The following is a 21,578-nucleotide window of genomic DNA, read 5'->3' as shown; positions in this document are numbered from 1 at the left end:
GGTGGAGGTTTTTTTTGCGCCAAAATTGGCTTTATCCATATCCTTAAAGATGAAAAATCCATACTGAAAAGGAATGAATGACGGGTGTCACACATTTATTGCTTAAATATTAACTAATTAATAAAAAATAAGGTTAAACCACCCTGATTTGAAATTGTAATGTCCATCACAGATCGGTATGTCGTAGCGAAATAATCCATATCTTCACCAGTTCCGGCCTGACACTTTCTTCCGGTATCTCGTAATTTCACTTAACGAATTTCGCTGTTGAGGCAGGAAACTATGACATCTGTAAATGACTCTACCCTTATGCCCGCTGCGCTGCGCGATACCCGACGCATGAACCAGTTTGTTTCTGTTGCGGCCGCCGTAGCCGGTTTACTGTTTGGTCTGGATATCGGCGTTATCGCTGGCGCACTGCCCTTTATTACCGACCACTTTACGTTAAGCAACCGCCTGCAAGAGTGGGTGGTGAGCAGCATGATGCTCGGCGCGGCCATCGGCGCGCTCTTTAACGGCTGGCTGTCGTTCCGTCTCGGGCGCAAATACAGCCTGATGGTCGGGGCGATCCTGTTTGTTGCCGGCTCTCTTGGTTCAGCGTTTGCAACCAACGTTGAAGTGCTGCTGCTCTCCCGCGTGCTGCTGGGCGTGGCGGTGGGTATCGCGTCCTACACCGCGCCGCTTTACCTCTCCGAAATGGCGAGTGAAAACGTGCGCGGGAAGATGATCAGCATGTACCAGCTGATGGTGACGCTCGGTATCGTGCTGGCGTTCCTGTCGGATACATACTTCAGCTACAGCGGCAACTGGCGGGCAATGCTTGGCGTGTTGGCGCTGCCTGCGGTGCTGCTGATTGTGTTAGTCATTTTCCTGCCGAACAGCCCGCGCTGGCTGGCGCAAAAAGGGCGTCACGTGGAGGCGGAAGAGGTGCTGCGCATGCTGCGCGACACGTCTGAAAAAGCGCGTGAAGAGCTGAACGAAATCCGCGAGAGCCTGAAGCTGAAGCAGGGCGGCTGGTCGCTGTTTAAGGCAAACCGCAACGTGCGCCGCGCGGTGTTCCTCGGCATGCTGTTACAGGCGATGCAGCAGTTCACGGGGATGAACATCATCATGTATTACGCCCCACGCATCTTTAAAATGGCCGGTTTTACCACCACCGAACAGCAGATGATCGCCACGCTGGTGGTAGGGCTGACCTTTATGTTCGCCACCTTTATCGCGGTGTTCACCGTTGATAAGGCCGGACGTAAACCCGCCCTGAAAATTGGCTTTAGCGTGATGGCGCTCGGCACCTTAATACTCGGCTACTGCCTGATGCAGTTCGATAACGGCACGGCGTCCAGCGGCCTCTCCTGGCTCTCCGTCGGCATGACCATGATGTGCATCGCCGGTTACGCGATGAGCGCCGCGCCGGTGGTGTGGATCCTGTGCTCTGAAATTCAGCCGCTGAAATGCCGTGACTTTGGTATCACCTGTTCCACCACCACCAACTGGGTGTCGAACATGATCATTGGCGCGACCTTCCTGACGCTGCTGGATGCGATTGGCGCGGCAGGCACCTTCTGGCTCTATACGGTGCTGAACGTGGCATTTATCGGCGTGACCTTCTGGCTGATTCCGGAAACCAAAGGCGTGACCCTGGAGCATATTGAACGCAAGCTGATGAGAGGGGAGAAACTACGTAATATCGGCGTGTAATGTCATTGCCCGGTGGCGCTTCGCTTACCGGGCCTACGATAGCCTGTAGGCCGGGTAAGGCGTAGCCGCCACCCGGCTTTGTGTTTACCGCATCGCACGTCTCAAAATACGCTCCGCCTGACGCTGGAAGTCAGCGGCCGTCTCTTCCACGGTTTTCTGCCCGTAGTCGATATACTGCAAAGAGGTACCGAACTGCGCCACAATCTGTGGGTCGTCAAAGTATGGCGAGACGGTGAGTTTCGCCGGCAGCGACTGCGCCAGGCGCAGGCCCGCCACGGATGGATCGTCCTCTTTAATGGTGCCGTCTTCGGTCAGATACTGCACCGCCACTTTGCTCAACGGCACGCCGCGCTCAAGACCCAGCGTATCAACCCCTTCTTTGCTGTTGAGCAGGAAGTTAATCAGCTTCGCTGCCGCTTCCGGGTTTTTGGTCGTCTTACCAATCGACAGCATCTGCGCCGGTTTGAAGAACAGACCCGCGTCGGTGGCGCCCGGTAGCATTGGGTAGCTGCCCAGCTCCAGTTTCGCCGGTGGCTTCAGGTTGTCGGAATATTTGTTGATGGTGGAGTTCCACATGTAGGTGCCGCCCCATTCACCCTGGATCCACGGCTTCATCTCATACATGTTGCTCTTACCGAACGAGGCATAGTATTTGGTGTCCGGCATGACGTGGCTGTCGATCAGCTTTTTGTAGGTCTGGAAAAACTCCACCCACTGTTCCTTTGTGTAGCTGAACTTTTTGGTTTTCTCATCCACCGCAGGAATGTTGTACTTCTGGATCATGTACGAATTCAGCAGCGCCAGCGTATCCTGGTGCTCCAGGATCACCGGGTAGTATTGCTTGCCGAGCTTGCTCTCGAAGGTTTTACCGGCCGCCATCAGCTCGTCCCAGGTTTTCGGGTACGCAATACCCGCTTTTTTCCAGATTTCGTCATTGAAGTAGAACACGCGCGCCGTTACCGAGATCGGAATGCCGTTCAGCTTGCCGTCCACGGTGGTGGTTTGTAGCTCTTTGGGATCGAACTGCGACAGGTCGATCACGTCCTTCATCTTGTTCAGATCGTAGAAGCCGTCACCGGTTTTGGAGAAGATCGGCAGCCAGTTCCAGTTCGTCTGCATTACGTCCGGCTCGGTGCCGCCCGCAATCTGGGTGGTCAGACGGGAAAGGTGACCGTCCCAGCCGGTGTATTCCGCTTTTACGTTGATGTCCGGGTTCTGCTTATGGAACTCTTCCAGCGCTTTCAGAGTGACCTGGTGACGGCCATTGCCGCCCCACCAGGACATCCGTAAATCCACATTCTGCGCCATCGATGGCAAAGCGGTAAGGCCCAGGGTCGCGGAGATTGCTGCGCTTAAAAGCACTTTTTTCATTTTTATCACTCCATCAGAGAGAGAGGTTCTGTTCAGTTTTTGCGTCAAAAATATGACACTTGTTCATCTCAAACGTGAAATACACCTTACGATGAAGCCCTTTATCAATCATTGGCTTAGCTTCATCGGACGGGATTCGGGCGGTCAGTTCGTAGTCCGCGACCTTCAGGTACACAAAGAATTCGTGGCCCATGTTCTCAACGCGCACCATCTCCCCGCTACAGCCGCCGTCCGGGAAGGGCTCATCAGAGAGCGACACAAATTCCGGGCGCACGCCGTAGAAGATCTCCTGACCCGCGTAAGCCGCGACTTTCTCCTGCTTCTCCGCGTGCAGCGGCATGGTTTCATCGCCAATGGCGATGTGCAGCTGGCCCGCTTTTTCGACCAGCACGCTTTTGCGTATATTCATCTCCGGCGCGCCTATAAAGCCCGCCACGAACATGTTCTTCGGCTTGTGGTAGAGGTTGTCCGGCGTGTCCACCTGCATGATATGGCCGAGCTTCATCACGCAGATGCGGTCGCCCATGGTCATCGCTTCGGTCTGGTCGTGGGTCACGTAAACGGTGGTCGCCGGTTTTCCTGACTTCTTCAACTGCTTGTGCAGGTCAGAAATACGGATACGCATCGAAGCGCGCAGTTTGGCGTCGAGGTTTGAAAGCGGCTCATCGAACAGGAACACATCCGGCTTTTTCACAATCGCACGGCCTACCGCCACGCGCTGCGCCTGGCCGCCGGAAAGCTGGCGCGGCAGGCGGTCGAGCAGCTCTTCCAGCTCAAGAATTTTGGCGGCTTCATTCACCTGAGACTCAATCTGATCTTTCGGCAGTTTGCTCAGCTTGAGACCAAAGGCCAGATTCTCGCGCACCGTCATGTGCGGATAGAGGGCGTAGTTCTGGAACACCATTGCAATACCGCGCTCTTTCGGCGCGAGGTTGTTCACGATCTTGTCGCCGATGCGCACCTCGCCGCCGCTGATGGTTTCCAGCCCCGCCAGCATGCGCAGGGTCGTGGATTTGGCGCAGCCGGATGGGCCGACGATCACCATGAATTCCCCTTCAGCAATTTTAAGATCGATAGCGTGTACCGCTTTAAAGCCGTTGGAGTAGACCTTTTCCAGCTTGTTGAAAATAACTTCAGCCATGGTATTTCCCTCTTAACCTTTAATTCCGCTGCTGGTGACGCCCTGTACGAAGTAGCGCTGTGCCAGGAAGAAGACAATGATGGATGGCAGAATGGAGATGCTCGCCATTGCCAGAATTTCGTTCCACGGCGCGCCTTCGGTGACGTCGATGGACATTTTCAGCGCCAGTGCGATGGGGTATTTATCCACGCTGTAGACGTAAATCAGCGGCCCGATAAAGTCGTTCATGGACCACATGAACTGGAACAGGGCGACGGAGATAATGGCCGGTTTCAGGATCGGCACCACCACGTACCACAGCACCTGAATGGAGTTACAGCCGTCTATCTGCGCCGCCTCTTCCATGTCACGCGGGACGCCGCGCAGGAACTGGATCAGCATGAAGACGAAGAACCCCTGAGTGGCGAAGGCCAGCGGCAGGTACAGCGGCATATAGCTGTTGAGCATGCCCATTTCACGGAACATCAGGTACTGCGGGATCAGCAGCACGGTGCTGGGCAGCAGCATGGTGGTGATGAGCGTAGCGAACCAGAACTTCTTCCACGGGATCTCGAAGCGGGCAAAGCCGTACGCCACGATGGTGGAGGAGATAATGGTCAGGATCACTTTCGGGATCACATACTTAAAGGTATTCAGCATGTAATGGCCGAAGTTGTACTCGGTGCCGGTTTTCCAGCCGTTTACGAAACCATCCCAGGTGGCGTGGGCTGGCCACAGGCTCAGGGTGGTGAAGATCTCGTGGTTCGGTTTGAACGACGCGGAGAACATCCACACCAGCGGGTAAAGCATCAGCAGGCCGACAGCCAGCAGGATCACATAGCGAACGGAGGCGTTGATTTTCTCTCTGCGCAGTGTGCGGGCCACTTCGCGTTCGGCGACGCTTCTTGCCGTGGAGAGTTGTTGAATATCAGCCATTTTTGCCTCCTTTATCGGCGGAGTAAAACACCCAGTATTTCGACGACTTAAAGGCGATACCGGCGAAGACGGCCACCACCAGGAACAGGATCCACGCCAGCGCCGCGCCATAGCCCATATCGAAATACTTGAACGCGGTGTCGTAGATGTAGAGCGAGAACAGATAGGTCGAATAGGTTGGCCCGCCGCCGGTAATGACGTACGGCCCGGTAAATTCCTGGAACGCCTGCGTGGTCTGCATGATGAAGTTGAAGAAGATCACCGGCGTAATCAGCGGCACGGTCACCTTCATGAACATCTGCCATTTCGATGCGCCATCGATCATTGCCGCTTCATACTGGGACTGCGGAACGTTTTGCAGCGCGGCCAGGAAGATGACCATCGCGGAACCGAACTGCCAGACACGTAGCAGGGTAACGGACATCAGCGCCAGCGACGGCTCGCCCAGCCAGTTCACCGGATCAAAGCCAAATACGCCGATAAAGCTGTTCAGCAGACCATCAATGGCAAATAAGGCGCGCCACAATACGGCAATGGCGACGGAACTGCCGAGGATCGACGGAATATAGTAGGCCGTTCGGAAAAAGCCGATGCCGCGTAATTTAAAGTTCAGGACAAAGGCAATTCCTAATGCAAAGGCGAGCTTTAACGGGATGGTTAAAAATACATAGGCAAAGGTCACGCCCATGGATTTCCAGAAGAGCGTGTCTTCGGTAAACATGTAGCGATAGTTTTCAATGCCGTTAAACACCGGCGGACTCATCAAATCGTAATCCGTAAAGCTGAGGAAAAACGATGAGACGAAGGGGAATGCCGTAAAGAGTATCAGCCCGATGATGTAGGGTGATATCCATGCGAGCCCCAGCAGCTTGTTTTCATTCATACATACCTACCTGGCAATCAATGGTTTAATACGAAATCTGCTTTGTTACATTTTCCCAGGCCTGCGATGCGCGGCATGAGAGCTGAAATTCAGGGTGCAACGTCTGGCAACGGCGAAATCTACGTTTGTTTTTTAACGCTTTTTTGTCTTTCTTTGTGCTGTAAGCGCTTCTGGTTTCAAAAGAGCTGAACCGGCGTTCTTGGATACTAAAACATCGTTTTATTTTATATTATTGCGATTTATTTCTGCGTCATTCGCTTAATGGTGGAAATGTGATCGGCGTCGAAACGCTGTTTCAATATAGTGAGGGAGGTGGCATTTTTGACTTTTCACGAAGCTTTGCCGCCGGCCATGAGGAAGAGATAACGAAGCAAAAAGGGAGCGGGAATAAGAATAGTCACGCAGCGTGGCTAACTACCAGATCTGATAGCAGGTCTAAAGATGTACCAATTCGTCATTCAGATAATTCTTACATTCTTGTATGATTTGTTACACCGGAACCAGTCAGGCAGAATTTCACTGCATCCTTAAAAGAAGAACAGTTATGTCAGCGATGGATTTCAAAAAACATACGGATCTCAACTTTCCTCACTATGCTCCCCCGGCGGTCAGCGCTAAAGAAATAGATCTTCTGGGTCTGCTGGACGTCCTGCTGGCAGCAAAAAAACGCATCATCACCATTGTCTTTGCATTTGCACTGGTCGGCCTGGCAATCGCCTTTCTGATACCGCAAAAATGGACCAGTAAAGCGGTCATTACGCCCGCGGAACAGACGCAGTGGAGTTCGCTACGCCAGATGATGGTGGCGCTCCAGGTGCTTGATGTCGACGTGAAAATTACCCGTGCGGATGTGTTTAATCTGTTTATCAAAAAGTTTCAGTCCCAGTCTCTGCTTGAAGAGTACATGAAGAGCTCACCTTACGTGATGGCTCAGCTCGATGGCGCTCAGGTTGACCCGCTGGAGCTGCACCGCGCGGTGGTCAATATTGCCGAAAAGATGAAAGCCGTTGATAACACGCAGGAAAAAAATGCCGATAAAGCACCGTACCTCTCCTGGACGTTAAGCTTCACTGCCCCAACGGCAGAGGACGCGCAGAAAGTGTTGAAGGGTTACATTCAGTACATCTCCCGCATCGTCGAGCAGGAGACCATGCAAAACATTCGCGATCAGCTTATCCTGAGAACCAAAACGGTTCAGCAGCAGCTGGAGCTGGATCGGGTCCGTCTGACAAATATCCATAATACCAACCTGCAACGCCTGAACTACTCGCTGGAAGTGGCGAACGCGGCAGGGATCAAAAAGCCGGTCTACAGCAATGGACAGGCGGTGAAAGACGATCCGGATTATTCCGTCGCCCTCGGTGCGGACGGGATTGCGCAGAAATTGCAGATTGAAAAAAATCTGAAGGACGTTTCTGAGCTGAACGCCGATTTCCAGAACCGCGAATACTATCTGGCACAGCTGCAAAAACTTTCCTTCGAAGATGTGAGCCTGGAGCCGTTCAAATACCAGCTTTCACCTTCTATGCCGGTGAAAAAAGATGGCCCGGGCAAAGCCCTGATCGTACTGCTGGCGTGTATTCTGGGTGGACTGTTCGCCTGTGGCAGCGTGCTGCTGCGCGAGGCAATGAACACCCGCAACCCGCTGCCGGAACAACTTCCTGAGCCGGTTACGGAATAACATCAAAAAAGGCGCTCAACTGAGCGCCTTTTTTTATTTCAGGAAATCTTCGCGAACCGGCGTAAAGGTATCCAGCAGGGTGCCGGGTTTCAGGCAAACGCAGCCGTGCATCACGTGCGGCGCTTTATAGAGGGTGTCGCCCGCCATCACCACATGCTTCTCCTCGCCAATGGTGAACTCAAATTCCCCCGAGAGAACGTAGGTGAGCTGCTCATGCGGATGGTTATGCATCGGGCCAATCGCGCCTTGCTCGAAATTCACTTCCACCGCCATCATCCTGCCGTCGTGCGCCAGAATACGACGCGTCACGCCGTTGCCCAGATCCTCAAGCGTGGTCTCTTTATGGAAAATAAACATATTTTCGCCCTGTTATGTAATGAAACATTGTTTCAATTAATTTATCTCACCCGCGGCGAAAAGGAAACGTTTAGCCAAATAACTGGAAAGGCGATCACAAGTTTGCTTCACTGGGTGAAACGCACAGGAGGAAAGATGAAAACGATCGGTCTGTTAGGGGGCATGAGCTGGGAATCAACAATCCCGTACTACCGCCTGATTAATGAAGGCGTCAAACAGCGTCTGGGCGGTCTGCATTCGGCCAGCCTGCTGCTGCACAGCGTGGATTTCCATGAAATAGAAGCCTGCCAGTCGAGCGGGGAGTGGGACAAAGCGGGGCAGATGCTGGCGGACGCCGCGCTTGGGCTGGAGCGTGCGGGCGCGCAGGGTATTCTGCTGTGTACCAATACCATGCATAAGGTGGCGTCGCACATTGAAGACCGCTGTTCGCTGCCGTTCTTACATATCGCGGATGCCACCGGGCGTGCCATACGTGCCGCTGGCATGACGCGCGTGGCGCTGCTGGGGACGCGCTACACCATGGAGCAGGATTTTTACCGCGGGCGGCTGAACAGCCAGTTCGGGATTGAAAGCCTGATCCCTGAAGAGGCTGACCGGGCGCGCATTAACCAGATTATTTTTGATGAGCTGTGTCTGGGCACCTTCAGCGAAACGTCGCGCGCATGGTACGTCAGCGTGATTGAGAAACTGGCGCAGCAGGGGGCGGAAGGGGTTATCTTCGGCTGTACCGAAATTGGCCTGCTGGTGCCGGCAGACCAAAGCCCGATAACGGTCTTCGATACCGCCGCCATCCATGCCGCGGATGCGGTGGAGTTCATGCTGTCATAGTGGTTTTTGCAGGTCAGGTAAGCGAAGCGCCACCTGACGCGCGTGCGAAATCAGGTGTTCACTAAAGGCATCAACCAGCGCTGAGGCGGGCCGGTGCAGCGGGCGGATCAGGCTCACGGTAAAGGGAACGGAAACGCTAAAACGGCGCAGAACCACGCCGCTGCTGGCGTAGTCCATGGCCGTGAGCGGGTTCACCACCGAAATACCCACGCCCGCGCGCACCATCGCGCAAATAGACGCCGCACTGTGCGTTTCCATCACCATCCGCCGCTTCACCTGATGTTCGGCAAACAGGCCATCCAGAAGCTGCCGGTAGCTGTCGGTCTGCGACAGGCTGATATAGTTCTCACCGTGAAAATCCGCCGGCGTCAGCTCCGCTTTGTGGGCAAGCGGGTGGCTGGCAGGTAGCACGCAGACCTCATCCAGCGACAGCAGCTCCGTGCGTTCCGTTCCCGCTGGCGTGACGAGGGTTTCGGTCAGACCCAGATCGTGGCGCTGGGCCGAAAGCCACTCCTCCAGCAGCGGCGACTCCTGCGGCACGATGGTCAGGCTGACCTCCGGATAGCGGGCCAGAAACGGCTGTAACAGTACCGGCAGGAATGACTGGGAAAAGACCGGCAGGCAGACGATGGACAGCTCGCCCTGGCGGAACTCCCTCAGGCTCTCTGCCGCGCTCACGATCCTGTCCAGCCCGTACCAGGAGCGCTGAACCTCCTCAAACAGACGTAAACCCTGCACCGTTGGATGCAGCCTGCCGCGGGTGCGTTCAAACAGCTTCAGCCCCAGCACTTTCTCAAAACGCGCCAGCTCGCGGCTGACCGTCGGCTGCGAAGTGTGCAGCATGTGCGCGGCTTCAGTGAGATTGCCGGTGGTCATTACCGCATGAAAAATCTCGATATGGCGTAGGTTAACGGCGGGCATAGGGCACCTGATGGCTGAGCGTAGTCCATATCATTTTTGCATAGACTCAAGATAAAACGATATTTTTTATTCTCTTCAGGCTATGGCGTAATGATAAAAAACAGATTTCCGGAGACGACCATGCCACGCCCACTCAACCAGACTGAGACCGATTTAAACGCCGATAACCTGCTGCGCCTGCCTGCCGAATTCGGCTGTCCGGTGTGGGTCTACGATGCACAGATTGTCCGCGAGAAGATCGCCGCGCTGCATCAGTTTGACGTGGTGCGTTTTGCGCAGAAGGCCTGCTCCAATATTCATATTCTGCGCCTGATGCGCGAGCAGGGCGTGAAGGTTGACTCCGTATCGCTGGGTGAGATCGAACGTGCACTGGCGGCCGGGTTTGATCCGAAAGCCGACAGCGACGCGATCGTCTTTACCGCTGACCTGATAGACGACGCCACGCTGGCGCGCGTGCATGAGCTGCAAATCCCGGTCAATGCCGGTTCGGTGGATATGCTGGAACAGCTTGGGCAGGTCTCTCCTGGCCATCGCGTCTGGCTGCGCATCAACCCGGGCTTTGGTCACGGTCACAGTCAGAAAACCAACACCGGGGGCGAAAACAGCAAGCACGGGATCTGGTATGCCGATATGCCTGCGGCGCTGGAGGTTTTACAACGCTACAACCTCAAGCTGGTGGGCATTCACATGCATATCGGGTCCGGCGTGGATTACGGCCATCTTGAGCAGGTCTGTGGCGCCATGGTGCGTCAGGTTATCGATTTTGGTCAGGATCTGGAGGCGATCTCCGCCGGGGGAGGGCTTTCGATTCCTTACCGCGAAGGGGAAGAGGCGATCGACACGGATCACTATTACGGCCTGTGGAGCGCCGCGCGTGACAGCATCGCCGCCCATCTGGGCCATGCGGTGAAGCTGGAGATTGAGCCGGGTCGTTTCCTGGTTGCCGAGGCCGGCGTGCTGGTGGCGCAGGTGCGGAGCGTGAAGGAGATGGGAAGCCGTCACTTTGTGCTGATTGATGCTGGCTTCAACGATCTGATGCGCCCGTCCATGTACGGCAGCTATCATCACATCACCGCACTTGCCGCCGATGGCCGCGATCTGGTTAACGCCCCGCGCATCGAGACCGTTGTTGCCGGCCCGCTGTGTGAATCCGGTGACGTCTTTACTCAGCAGGAAGGCGGGAAAGTCGAAACCCGTTCGCTGCCAGAGGTAAAACCGGGAGATTATCTGGTGCTGCATGATACCGGTGCGTACGGGGCGTCTATGTCTTCCAACTACAATAGCCGCCCGCTGCTGCCGGAAGTATTGTTTGATAACGGCGTGGCGCGGCTGATTCGCCGTCGCCAGACCATTCAGGAGCTGCTGGCGTTAGAGCTGGTCTGATTAAACCAGGGCCCTGTTGTCACCGAATCGCGTAACACCAGGGTGCCGGTGAACGGCGGGATCGCTTCAACCGGCTGGTTTTTTGCCAGCCGGATCGCCTGATCGATCGCCGTGATGATCATGTTGTCGATCGGCAGATACACCGACGACAGGGCAGGCTCCAGCCACTTTGCGCTGGGGGCATCGTCAAAACCAAACAGCGAAATATCCTGCGGGATCTTCAGCCCTGCCTGGTGTAATGCTTTGGAGGCGCCCAGGGCCATATCATCGTTACAGGCAAACAGGGCGCTGAACGATGTCTTTTCCGCAATCAGCTCCTTGCACAGCTCGTAACCCCGCGTCATGCCTGCATCGCCGTATTTAATCCGCCGCTCGTCGAGACGAATACCGTGCTTCTCCAGCGCCTTACGGTAGCCCATCAGTCGCGCTTTACCCGTTGGCGTGTGGATCGGGACGGTGATACAGGCGATCTCCCGGTGGCCCTGGCTTATCAGGTAATCCACCGCTTTGAAGGCTGCGTCCTGCTGTTCAAAGAACACGCAGCGATCCGCCGCCTGGCTCACTTCACGGTTAATGATCACCAGCGGCGTCTGCACGCTGTTGATCAGCTTCAGGATCGTCTTTTCGCTCATGTAACGCGTATACAGCACGATGGCGTCGCACTTGCGGTCGGCGAGCATCTGCACCGCCTGTTCTTCCTGTTCAGGGGCGTCGTGACCGTCGGTAACAATCAGCTGTTTTCCGTGCTTTTCGGTCTGCCGTGACGCCTGCTGTAGCAAACGACCAAAGTAAAAACCGTCGAACGTCGAGACGACCAGACCAATGCTGTTGCTGGTCTGGTTAGCCAGCGAACGCGCGAGAAAGTTCGGACGATAGCCCAGCTCCTCCATCGCGCGAAATACCTGCTGACGCGTGCTCTCTTTAACCTGACCTGTGCCGTTCAGCACGCGCGAAACGGTGGCCTTCGACACGCCCGCACGCAGTGAGACATCCAGCATTGTTGCCATTCGAAATTCCTGTTTCCACGTAATGGTTTGCAGTTTAACACAGACCATCCGGCGCATAAGCGACGTGGGAAGGGCAAAACCCCATAACGATCACGCTTTTCGGTAACGATCCTCGCCCGCGGGATAAATGCCTGTCATTGGCATGCCAAAATGGTGATAAATCGCAATCTGGAATACCTCTTACCTCATTGAGAGCTTAATCACAGAACAAAGCGCCTGTGGACGCTATTTTTGGCATACCAATAGTATCCAGCTGTCCATCTTATTCAATAAAAGCCCTTTTACTGAGGTATTACCCTATGGCATTTCAGGAAAAACTGATCGACGCTCTGGGCAGTTTTGCCACCACCTTCAACAGCTATCGCTATATCCAGGCGATTAAGTCTGCGTTTATTACCTTAATGCCGGTCATCATTGTGGGGGCGTTCTCGGTACTGATCTCCAATATGGTGCTGGATCCGAAAAACGGCCTGGCGAGCTTTCAGTCGCTGTCGTTTCTGGCGGCGTTAAAGCCGATCACCAGTGCGCTGAACTATGCCACGCTCAACTTTCTCAACATCGGCGCGGTGTTTTTAATCGGCATTGAGCTGGGGCGTATTAACGGCATTAAGTCCCTGTTCCCCGGCCTGCTGGCGGTGATCTGCTTTATCTGCGTGACGCCGACCACGGTGGAAATGCTGGTGGACGGCGAGATGCACGTGGTGAAAGACGTGCTGCTGCGCCAGTTCTCGGATACCCGCAGCCTGTTCCTCGGCATGTTTATCGCCATCCTGTCAGTGGAGATTTACTGCTGGCTGGAAAACCGCAAGGGGCTGAAAATCAGGATGCCAGACACGGTGCCGCCGAACGTCGCCGCGTCGTTCTCTGCGCTGATCCCGGCCATTATCACCACCACCGCCATCGCCACCTTTGGCTTCGTGTTTCATCGGGTTACCGGAATGTATCTCTACGACGCGGTTTACCAGGTGGTGCAACAGCCGCTGGAGCGCGTGGTGCAAAGCCTGCCGGGGATCCTGCTGCTGATGTTTGTCGCCCAGCTGTTCTGGGTGATTGGTATTCACGGCAACCAGATGATCAAGCCGATCCGCGAGCCGCTGCTGCTGGGGGCGATCACTGTCAACATGAGCGCGTTCGAGCAGGGCAAAGAGGTGCCAAACATCATCACCATGCCGTTCTGGGACGTCTATATGAGCATCGGCGGCTCCGGCCTGACCATCGGCCTGCTGATAGCCGTCATGATTGCCACAAAACGTAAAGAGATGAAGGAGATCGCTAAGCTCTCCATCGGGCCGGGTATTTTTAACATCAACGAGCCGGTGATTTTCGGTATGCCAGTCATGCTCAACCCGATCCTGGCTATCCCGTTCATTATCACGCCGCTGGTGACGGGCTCCATCGGTTATTTTGCGACGGTGACCGGTTTTGCCGGGAAAGCCGTGGTGATGGTGCCCTGGACCACGCCGCCGCTGATCAACGCCTGGCTGTCCACCGCGGGCTCCATGGGGGCGGTGATCACCCAGTTTATCTGCATCGTGACCGCGGTGATTATCTATCTGCCGTTTGTGAAAATTGCCTCACGCCGCGCAGATCAGGCCGCACTGCAACAAGCCACCGATAACGCATGAGGACAGGATGAGCATAAAACAGATAACCATACCGCCAGATTTTATGCTGGGCGCGGCGGCATCGGCCTGGCAGACCGAGGGCTGGAGCGGCAAAAAGCCGGGGCAGGATTCGTGGATCGATCTCTGGTACAAGAACGATCGTCACGTCTGGCACAACGGCTACGGCCCGGCAGTGGCAACCGACTTTATCAATCGCTTTCGCGAAGACGTGGCGCTGATGAAGCAGGCGGGCCTGACGCACTATCGTACCTCCATCAACTGGTCACGATTTTTAACCGACTATGAAAATGCGACGGTAGACGAGGAGTACGCCGCGTACTACGACGCGCTGTTCGATGAAATGCACCGTCAGGGCATTGAGCCGATGATCTGCCTGGAACACTATGAATTGCCGGGCGTGCTGCTGGAGACCTACGGCGGCTGGGCGTCGAAGCACGTCGTCGGGCTGTTCGTTCGCTATGCGGAAAAGGTGTTTGAGCGCTTTCACGGCAAAGTCACCCGCTGGTTTACCTTCAACGAGCCGATTGTGGTCCAGACGCGCGTCTACCTTGACGCACTGCGCTGGCCCTATGAGCAGAACACCAGCACCTGGATGCAGTGGAACCACCATAAGGTGCTGGCGACGGCGAAAGTGGTGAAGCTGTTTCGCGAGAAAGGGTATGACGGCACGGTGGGTTGTATTCTCAACCCGGAGGTGACCTACCCGCGCTCGCGCGCGCCGCATGACGTGCGGGCGGCAGAGATGTACGATCTGTTCTATAACCGCGTCTTTCTTGACCCGCTGGTGCACGGGCGCTATCCGCAGGCGCTTTTTACCCTGCTGGCGCAGCATCAGGTGCAGTGGGATTACACGGCTGACGAGCTGGCGCTGATTGCCGACAACACCGTCGACGAGCTGGGCATTAACCTCTATTACCCGCATCGCGTCAAAGCCCCGTCTCGCGCCTGGCACCCGGAGACGCCGTTCCACCCGGCGTACTACTACGAGCCGTTCGAGCTGCCGGGGCGGAGGATGAACACCTCCCGCGGCTGGGAGATCTTCCCGCGCATTATTTACGACATGGCGATGCGGATTAAAAACGACTATCGCAACATTGACTGGTTTGTAGCGGAAAGCGGGATGGGCGTGGAGAACGAAGCGCAGTTTCGCAATCGCGACGGCATTATCGATGACGCGTACCGCATTGCGTTTCTCAGCGAACATCTTTATTACACGCTGCTGGCGCGGGAGGCGGGGGCTAACTGCCACGGCTATATGCTGTGGGCCTTCACCGACAACGTCTCCCCGATGAACGCGTTTAAAAACCGCTACGGGCTTATTGAGATCGACGTTGAAAACCATCGCGCACGGCGGGCAAAGAAATCGGCATCCTGGTTTCGCCAGCTGCGCGATGAGCATGTGCTGACGCTCAGGGTTGACGATGAATGGAAGTAAGCCTTCTGGTAAAATAGCGCACAAACTGGCCGGGAGGACGTCCGGCCCGCGCATTAACTGAAAAACACAGGTGAAAACGTGGATAAGGCTGTCATCCTGCCGGAAAAAAAACAGTACCAGGAGATTGGCGAGGATTTACGGGCGCAGATTATCCAGGGGCATTATCCCGTGGGATCGCGTCTGCCGCCGGAGCGCAACATTGCCGAGACGTATGGCGTGAGCCGCACTATCGTGCGCGAGGCGCTGCTGATGCTTGAGCTACAGGGGACGGTGGATATTCGCCAGGGGTCTGGCGTGTACGTGATGCGCATTCCGGAGGAGCATGAAAACGAGGAAGAACGTTTTCTGAACAGTGACGTGGGTCCGTTTGAAATTCTCCAGGCGCGTCAGCTGCTTGAAAGCAACATTGCCGCCTTTGCCGCAAAAATGGCGACGCGGGCGGATATTGACAACCTGCGCCGTATCATCGAGCAGGAGCAACGGGCAATTGCCGCCGACGATCGCAGCCAGGACAACAACAAAATGTTCCACCTGGTGCTGGCGGGGGCCACACAAAACCAGATGCTGCTGGCGACCGTTGAAAGCGTCTGGCATCACATGGACAGCAGCCCGCTGTGGCAGCAGTTTAATGGCCACATCGCCAGCCGCGCCTGGCGGCTGAAATGGCTCGGCGACAGGCAAACCATCCTCGCTGCGCTCCGCCGCCGCGACGTGATGGGGGCGTGGCAGGCGATGTTCCAGCATCTTGAAAACGTCAAAAAGAGCCTGCTTGAGCTGTCAGACGAAGACGCGCCCGATTTTGACGGCTATCTCTTTGAATCGGTCCCCCTTTTCCAGGGGAAGCTGGTGTGAATATACTGCCGCTTCACGCTGCGCCGCAGTTTACACAGCGGGTGATCGACTGGATCTGGAACGCGTTTGGTGAAGGTATGCCGCGTGCCTTTTTCCAGAGCATTGTTGAGCACAGCCTGACGCCGGGCGAGTTACCGCTCACCTTTATTGCCGTTGAGGATGACCAGCTGCTGGGCACCGTTGGGTTGTGGCGTTGCGATTTAATTTCCCGGCAGGATCTCTACCCCTGGCTGGCTGCGCTGTATGTCGATGAAGCCGCCCGGGGAAACGGGCTGGCGGGAAAACTTCAGCAGCATGTTATCGGCTACGCGCGACGCGCCGGGTATCACGAGCTTCATCTCTGGTCTGCCTGCCGCGACTTCTACGAACGTTACGGCTGGCACTACATTGGCGATGCGCTGGAATACCCGGATAAAACCGTCCATCTCTATCGCTGTTCGCTCACGGCTTCCGCGGGCGATACCACCGAGTGACGGCGCACTAAGGTTGGGCTGAACAGGTGGGTAATTTCCGGTGGCGGGCGATGCTCGGCCAGCGCTAACGCCAGTTCTGCCGCCTGCGTTGCCATGGTCACAATCGGGTAGCGCACGGTGGTCAGGCGAGGGCGCACGTAGCGCGACACCAGCACATCATCAAAGCCAATCAGCGAAATTTCTGCCGGGACGTCAATCCCGTTATCATTCAGCACGCCCATTGCGCCGGCGGCCATGGAGTCGTTATAGCTGGCCACGGCGGTGAAATTCCGCCCGCGGCCCAGCAGCTCCGTCATCGCCTGCTCGCCGCCACTCTCATCCGGTTCTCCGTACGCCACAAAACGATCGTTGCACGGCAGACCGGCTTCGCGCAGCGCGTCGTAATAGCCCTGGAGGCGATCTTCCGCATCGGAAATTGGGTGGTTGGAGCACAGATAACCAATTCGGGTATGGCCCTGCTGGATCAGATGACGGGTTGCGAGCCATGCGCCGTAACGGTCGTCGAGCGCCACGCAGCGGGTTTCAAAACCGGGAATAATGCGGTTGATAATCACCATCCCCGGCATCTGTTTCATCAGATGGATCAGCTCGGCGTCGGGGATCATTTTTGCATGGACCACCAGCGCCGCACAGCGATGACGGATCAGCTGCTCAATGGCCTGGCGCTCTTTCTGTTCATTGTGGTAGCCATTACCAATCAGCAGGAAATTTCCGGTGTGATAAGAGACTTGTTCTACGGCTTTGACCATCGCACCGAAAAACGGATCGGATACATCTCCGACCACCAGCCCGATGGTTTCTGTCGACTGCTGGGCAAGGGCGCGCGCGTTGGCGTTAGGGTGATAATTCAGGTTTTCCATGGCATCCTGCACGGCCTGGCGCGATGCATCACTCGCTTTAGGGGAGTTGTTGATCACGCGGGAGACGGTCGCGACGGAAACACCGGCCAGACGAGCCACATCCTTAATTGTCGCCATTCAATACCTTCTTATAGGGGTAAGCGTTTACACACTAACTAGTGTTGCGGAAAAGCGGCGCGCATTCAAGGGGAGCGGGTAAGCGTCCTCTGCAAACGTGAAGCAGAACATCCCTCGCGGTGTAATCGTTACACGGCCAGTCATGTCTGAATAATGTCAATCTGAACCTTTAGTTACACTTTGCCTCAGGCTGTTGCGATTGTCCGTTAGCAACGATGCGTAGTGAATTGCTAGAGTCGAGATCCCAGAGGTATTGATAGGTGGAATCAACTTCGGTTGATTAACACGATTTACACCAACCTGCGTTTTACGCAGGTTTTTTTTTGCCTGTAAGTTCAACCTGTAACAGCAAAAGAGAATATTCACACCTGGTTGCACTTCGGCTCATTCCCTTGCGTTTTCCCGCTGGCGAAGCCTGTCGCCGGAGGCCACAATCAAGATCCCAGAGGTATTGATTGGTGAGAATTCCTGGTACGTTTTCGTACTCTTCTCTTGCACCAACCTGCGCGGATGCGCAGGTTTTTTTTCGCCTCTGTTTTTGCTATCGCTCCCTCACTACTTCTCGTGTAATCTGCCACCATTTATACCTTTCACACTGGCTGGCAAAGGGAGTTGAAATGCTTTTTGGGTTCTTCCGCACACTGTTTCGTGTCCTGTTTCGCATCCGCGTGACTGGCGATACGCAGGCACTCTATGGCGAGCGTGTGCTTATCACACCGAATCACGTCTCTTTTCTTGATGGCGTATTGCTGGCGCTGTTTTTGCCCGTGCGGCCCGTCTTCGCGGTTTACAGCTCCATCAGTGAAAAATGGTACATGCGCTGGCTCAAACCGCTGATTGATTTTGTCCCGCTCGACCCAACTAAACCGATGATGATTAAACATCTGGTGCGTCTGGTTGGGCAGGGGCGCCCGGTGGTTATCTTCCCGGAAGGGCGTATTTCAGTGACGGGCTCCCTGATGAAAATTTACGACGGGGCCGGTTTTGTCGCGGCGAAGTCTCAGGCCACCGTCGTGCCGCTACGCATCGACGGGGCTGAGCTGACCTTTTTCAGCCGTCTGAAAGGGCTGGTGAAGCAGCGTCTGTTCCCGAAAATTACGCTGCATATATTACCGCCGACGTCACTGCCGATGCCCGAGGCGCCGCGCGCGCGCGACCGCCGTAAAATCGCCGGGGAAATGCTGCACCAGATTATGATGGAAGCGCGCATGGCAGTTCGCCCGCGCGAAACGCTGTATGAATCGTTGCTGTCGGCGCAGTATCGCTACGGTGCGAAGAAAAACTGCATCGAAGACATCAATTTTACGCCGGATACCTACCGTAAGCTGTTGACCAAAACGCTGTTTGTCGGGCGTATTCTGGAAAAGTACAGCAAACAGGGCGAAAAGATCGGCCTGATGCTGCCAAATGCGGGTATCAGCGCGGCGGTGATCTTTGGTGCCGTCTCCCGGGGCCGCATTCCGGCGATGATGAACTACACGGCGGGCGTGAAAGGGCTCTCCAGCGCGATTACCGCGGCGCAAATCAACACCGTCTTTACCTCCCGCCAGCTCCTGGATAAAGGCAAGCTGTGGCACCTGCCGGAACAGCTGACGCAGGTGCGCTGGGTGTTCCTGGAAGATCTGAAAGCAGACGTCACGACCGCCGACAAGCTGTGGATTTTCGCGCACCTGCTGATGCCGCGTCTGGCGCAGGTTAAGCAGCAGCCGGAAGATGATGCCATTATCCTCTTTACCTCCGGCTCTGAAGGCAACCCGAAAGGTGTGGTTCACAGCCACAAAAGCATTCTGGCGAACGTCGAACAGATTAAAACTATTGCTGACTTTACCGCCAACGATCGCTTTATGTCGGCGCTGCCGCTGTTCCACTCCTTTGGTCTGACCGTGGGTCTCTTTACGCCGCTGCTGACCGGTGCCGAGGTGTTCCTCTACCCAAGCCCGCTGCACTACCGCATTGTGCCGGAACTGGTTTATGACCGTAACTGCACGGTGCTGTTCGGGACGTCCACCTTCCTCGGTAACTACGCGCGCTTCGCCAACCCGTATGATTTCTTCCGCGTACGCTACGTGGTGGCGGGCGCGGAAAAACTCCAGGACAGCACGCGCCAGATCTGGCAGGACAAGTTTGGCCTGCGCATTCTGGAAGGCTATGGCGTGACGGAGTGCGCGCCGGTGGTCTCCATCAACGTTCCGATGGCGGCAAAACCGGGAACGGTTGGCCGCATTCTGCCGGGGCTGGACGCACGTCTGCTGGCGGTGCCGGGTATTGAAGACGGCGGACGTCTTCAGCTGAAAGGGCCGAACGTCATGAACGGCTATCTGCGTGTGGAAAACCCGGGCGTGCTTGAGGCGCCGACGGCCGAGAACGTCAATGGCGAGGTTGAAATGGGCTGGTACGACACGGGCGATATCGTGCGCTTCGACGATCAGGGCTTCGTGCAGATCCAGGGACGTGCAAAACGCTTCGCCAAAATCGCCGGGGAGATGGTCTCTCTTGAAATGGTCGAAACGCTGGCGACCGCCGTCTCGGCGGAGAAAATGCATGCGACCGTGGTGAAAAGTGATGCCAGTAAAGGCGAGGCGCTGGTGCTCTTCACGACAGACGGTGAACTGAAGCGTGACGCGCTGCTCAGGTATGCACGCGAACACGGTATCCCCGAGCTGGCGGTCCCCCGCGATATTCGTTACCTCAAACAGTTACCGGTGCTGGGCAGCGGTAAACCCGATTTCGTGACCATGAAGGGCATGGTTGAAGAGGCAGAACAGCAAAATGCGTGAGTCAGTGCACACTAACACTTCAATCTGGTCGAAAGGCATGATGGCGGTTATCGCCGCCCAGTTTCTTTCCGCGTTCGGCGATAACGCGTTGCTGTTTGCCACGCTGGCATTGCTGAAAGCTGAGTTTTATCCCGACTGGAGCCAGCCGATCCTACAGATGGTGTTTGTGGGTGCTTACATCGTATTTGCGCCGTTTGTCGGCCAGGTGGCGGACAGCTTCCCGAAAGGTCGTGTCATGATGTTTGCCAACAGCCTTAAGCTTCTGGGCGCGGCAAGTATCTGCTTTGGTATCAACCCGTTTGTCGGCTACACGCTGGTGGGCATTGGTGCGGCAGCCTACTCCCCGGCGAAGTACGGTATTCTGGGTGAGCTCACCACCGGTGATAAGCTGGTGAAGGCCAACGGCCTGATGGAGTCCTCCACCATTGCGGCGATTCTGCTGGGTTCGGTGGCGGGTGGCGTACTGGCAGACTGGCATGTGCTCGCCGCGCTTGGCATCTGCGCCCTGATGTACGGTGGCGCGGTGATCGCCAACCTGTTTATCCCCAAACTGGCCGTGGCGCGTCCGGGGCAATCCTGGCGCTTCGGGCCAATGACCGGCAGCTTCTTCAACGCCTGCCGCGTACTGTGGCGTAACGGTGAAACACGCTTCTCGCTGATGGGCACCAGCATGTTCTGGGGGGCCGGCGTTACGCTGCGTTTCCTGCTGGTGCTGTGGGTGCCGGTGGCGCTGGGCATTACTGACAACGCCACGCCGACTTATCTGAATGCCATGGTCGCCGTCGGGATTGTTGTCGGGGCCGGGGCTGCGGCAAAACTGGTGACGCTGGAAACCGTCGCGCGCTGCATGCCTGCGGGGATCCTGATCGGCGTCGGCGTTCTGTTCTTCTCCCTGCAACATGCCCTATTGCCGGCCTATGTCCTGCTGTTGCTGATCGGCATGTTAGGCGGTTTCTTTGTGGTGCCGCTAAACGCGCTGTTGCAGGAGCGCGGCAAGCAGACCGTTGGGGCGGGTAACGCCATTGCGGTGCAAAACCTTGGTGAAAACATGGCGATGTTACTGATGCTGGGGATTTACTCGCTGGCGGTAAAAGCAGGTGCGCCGGTCGTGGCAATCGGGGTAGGATTCGGCGCGCTGTTCGCGCTGGCGATTAGCGGGCTGTGGGTCTGGCAGCGTCGTCGTTGAATTGTGCGGCCTGATGCCCTCACCCCGGCCCTCTCCCACGGGGAGAAGGTGAAAACCCTAAAAACGGC

General features: G+C 56.0%; 18 protein-coding genes. 10 read left to right on the top strand and 8 right to left on the bottom strand.

Going from position 1 to position 21,578, the window contains the following annotated elements:
* Positions 1 to 282 precede the first annotated feature (282 nt).
* Entirely contained in the window at positions 283 to 1,698 is a 1,416-nt protein-coding gene (locus SK50_RS19995; RefSeq protein WP_023304357.1) for an arabinose-proton symporter AraE, read from the top strand.
* 84 nt (positions 1,699 to 1,782) lie between these two features.
* Here the strand turns inward: SK50_RS19995 and SK50_RS19990 are convergent, their stop codons facing one another.
* The 4 genes from SK50_RS19990 to SK50_RS19975 are packed head-to-tail and all read right to left on the bottom strand — an operon-like array spanning position 1,783 to position 6,008.
* Entirely contained in the window at positions 1,783 to 3,069 is a 1,287-nt protein-coding gene (locus tag SK50_RS19990) for an ABC transporter substrate-binding protein (RefSeq protein ID WP_045344636.1), read from the bottom strand.
* A gap of 13 nt (positions 3,070 to 3,082) precedes the next feature.
* Positions 3,083 to 4,210 (bottom strand): ABC transporter ATP-binding protein, encoded by a 1,128-nt coding sequence (locus SK50_RS19985; RefSeq protein ID WP_045344635.1) that lies wholly within the window; start codon positions 4,208 to 4,210, stop codon positions 3,083 to 3,085.
* A gap of 12 nt (positions 4,211 to 4,222) precedes the next feature.
* Positions 4,223 to 5,125, bottom strand: a complete 903-nt coding sequence (locus tag SK50_RS19980) for a carbohydrate ABC transporter permease (RefSeq protein WP_045344634.1) — start codon at positions 5,123 to 5,125, stop codon at positions 4,223 to 4,225.
* The gene (locus tag SK50_RS19975; RefSeq protein ID WP_003862825.1) at positions 5,118 to 6,008 is read right to left on the bottom strand and encodes a carbohydrate ABC transporter permease; all 891 of its coding nucleotides are present in this window, start codon (positions 6,006 to 6,008) and stop codon (positions 5,118 to 5,120) included. The genes SK50_RS19980 and SK50_RS19975 overlap by 8 nt, the downstream gene beginning before the upstream one ends.
* A gap of 544 nt (positions 6,009 to 6,552) precedes the next feature.
* On the opposite strand from SK50_RS19975, the gene wzz(fepE) reads away from it, so the two are divergent.
* Complete coding sequence (gene wzz(fepE), locus SK50_RS19970; RefSeq protein WP_045344632.1) at positions 6,553 to 7,689, top strand: LPS O-antigen length regulator Wzz(fepE); 1,137 nt, start codon at positions 6,553 to 6,555, stop codon at positions 7,687 to 7,689.
* A gap of 33 nt (positions 7,690 to 7,722) precedes the next feature.
* On the opposite strand, the gene SK50_RS19965 is transcribed toward wzz(fepE), so the two are convergent.
* A complete protein-coding gene (locus SK50_RS19965) occupies positions 7,723 to 8,046 on the bottom strand; it encodes a cupin domain-containing protein (RefSeq protein WP_015571763.1) in 324 nt (107 codons plus the stop codon).
* 135 nt (positions 8,047 to 8,181) lie between these two features.
* On the opposite strand from SK50_RS19965, the gene SK50_RS19960 reads away from it, so the two are divergent.
* Positions 8,182 to 8,874, top strand: coding sequence for an aspartate/glutamate racemase (locus SK50_RS19960; protein ID WP_015571762.1), 693 nt, complete (start codon positions 8,182 to 8,184; stop codon positions 8,872 to 8,874).
* On the opposite strand, the gene SK50_RS19955 is transcribed toward SK50_RS19960, so the two are convergent.
* A complete protein-coding gene (locus SK50_RS19955) occupies positions 8,869 to 9,795 on the bottom strand; it encodes a LysR family transcriptional regulator (RefSeq protein ID WP_048229858.1) in 927 nt (308 codons plus the stop codon). The two genes, SK50_RS19960 and SK50_RS19955, sit on opposite strands and share 6 nt — an antisense overlap.
* Positions 9,796 to 9,915: 120 nt before the next feature.
* On the opposite strand from SK50_RS19955, the gene lysA reads away from it, so the two are divergent.
* Entirely contained in the window at positions 9,916 to 11,178 is a 1,263-nt protein-coding gene (gene lysA / locus SK50_RS19950) for a diaminopimelate decarboxylase (protein ID WP_017692727.1), read from the top strand.
* On the opposite strand, the gene SK50_RS19945 is transcribed toward lysA, so the two are convergent.
* Positions 11,148 to 12,185, bottom strand: coding sequence for a LacI family DNA-binding transcriptional regulator (locus SK50_RS19945; protein ID WP_017692728.1), 1,038 nt, complete (start codon positions 12,183 to 12,185; stop codon positions 11,148 to 11,150). The two genes, lysA and SK50_RS19945, sit on opposite strands and share 31 nt — an antisense overlap.
* Before the next feature lie 299 nt (positions 12,186 to 12,484).
* Here SK50_RS19945 and SK50_RS19940 point away from each other — a divergent pair, with 299 nt between their 5' ends.
* From SK50_RS19940 to SK50_RS19925, 4 genes are all read left to right on the top strand, one after another.
* The gene (locus SK50_RS19940) at positions 12,485 to 13,810 is read left to right on the top strand and encodes a PTS sugar transporter subunit IIC (protein ID WP_032649375.1); all 1,326 of its coding nucleotides are present in this window, start codon (positions 12,485 to 12,487) and stop codon (positions 13,808 to 13,810) included.
* 7 nt (positions 13,811 to 13,817) lie between these two features.
* Positions 13,818 to 15,245: a glycoside hydrolase family 1 protein gene (locus tag SK50_RS19935; protein ID WP_047642213.1), complete on the top strand. Its 1,428-nt coding sequence runs from the start codon at positions 13,818 to 13,820 to the stop codon at positions 15,243 to 15,245.
* 78 nt (positions 15,246 to 15,323) lie between these two features.
* A complete protein-coding gene (locus tag SK50_RS19930) occupies positions 15,324 to 16,097 on the top strand; it encodes a GntR family transcriptional regulator (RefSeq protein WP_003862809.1) in 774 nt (257 codons plus the stop codon).
* A complete protein-coding gene (locus tag SK50_RS19925; RefSeq protein WP_017692731.1) occupies positions 16,094 to 16,570 on the top strand; it encodes a GNAT family N-acetyltransferase in 477 nt (158 codons plus the stop codon). Before SK50_RS19930 ends, SK50_RS19925 begins: the two co-directional genes overlap by 4 nt.
* Here the strand turns inward: SK50_RS19925 and galR are convergent.
* Positions 16,525 to 17,547 carry an HTH-type transcriptional regulator GalR gene (gene galR, locus SK50_RS19920; RefSeq protein ID WP_048229856.1) on the bottom strand — a complete coding sequence of 341 codons (1,023 nt, stop codon included), beginning with the start codon at positions 17,545 to 17,547 and terminating at the stop codon, positions 16,525 to 16,527. The two genes, SK50_RS19925 and galR, sit on opposite strands and share 46 nt — an antisense overlap.
* 617 nt (positions 17,548 to 18,164) lie before the next feature.
* Here galR and aas point away from each other — a divergent pair.
* Together aas and lplT are read left to right on the top strand one after the other, a co-directional pair.
* Positions 18,165 to 20,324 (top strand): bifunctional acyl-ACP--phospholipid O-acyltransferase/long-chain-fatty-acid--ACP ligase, encoded by a 2,160-nt coding sequence (gene aas, locus SK50_RS19915; protein WP_047642212.1) that lies wholly within the window; start codon positions 18,165 to 18,167, stop codon positions 20,322 to 20,324.
* The gene (lplT, locus tag SK50_RS19910) at positions 20,317 to 21,510 is read left to right on the top strand and encodes a lysophospholipid transporter LplT (RefSeq protein WP_045333553.1); all 1,194 of its coding nucleotides are present in this window, start codon (positions 20,317 to 20,319) and stop codon (positions 21,508 to 21,510) included. The genes aas and lplT overlap by 8 nt, the downstream gene beginning before the upstream one ends.
* The last annotated feature ends 68 nt before the right edge of the window (positions 21,511 to 21,578 follow it).

Origin of the sequence: Enterobacter sp. BWH64, from assembly GCF_001037645.1 — a bacterium.
GTDB classification, from domain to species: Bacteria; Pseudomonadota; Gammaproteobacteria; order Enterobacterales; family Enterobacteriaceae; genus Enterobacter; species Enterobacter hormaechei_C.
The sequence above is the reverse complement of the archived record's forward strand: the minus strand, read 5'-3'. Positions and strand labels throughout refer to the sequence as shown.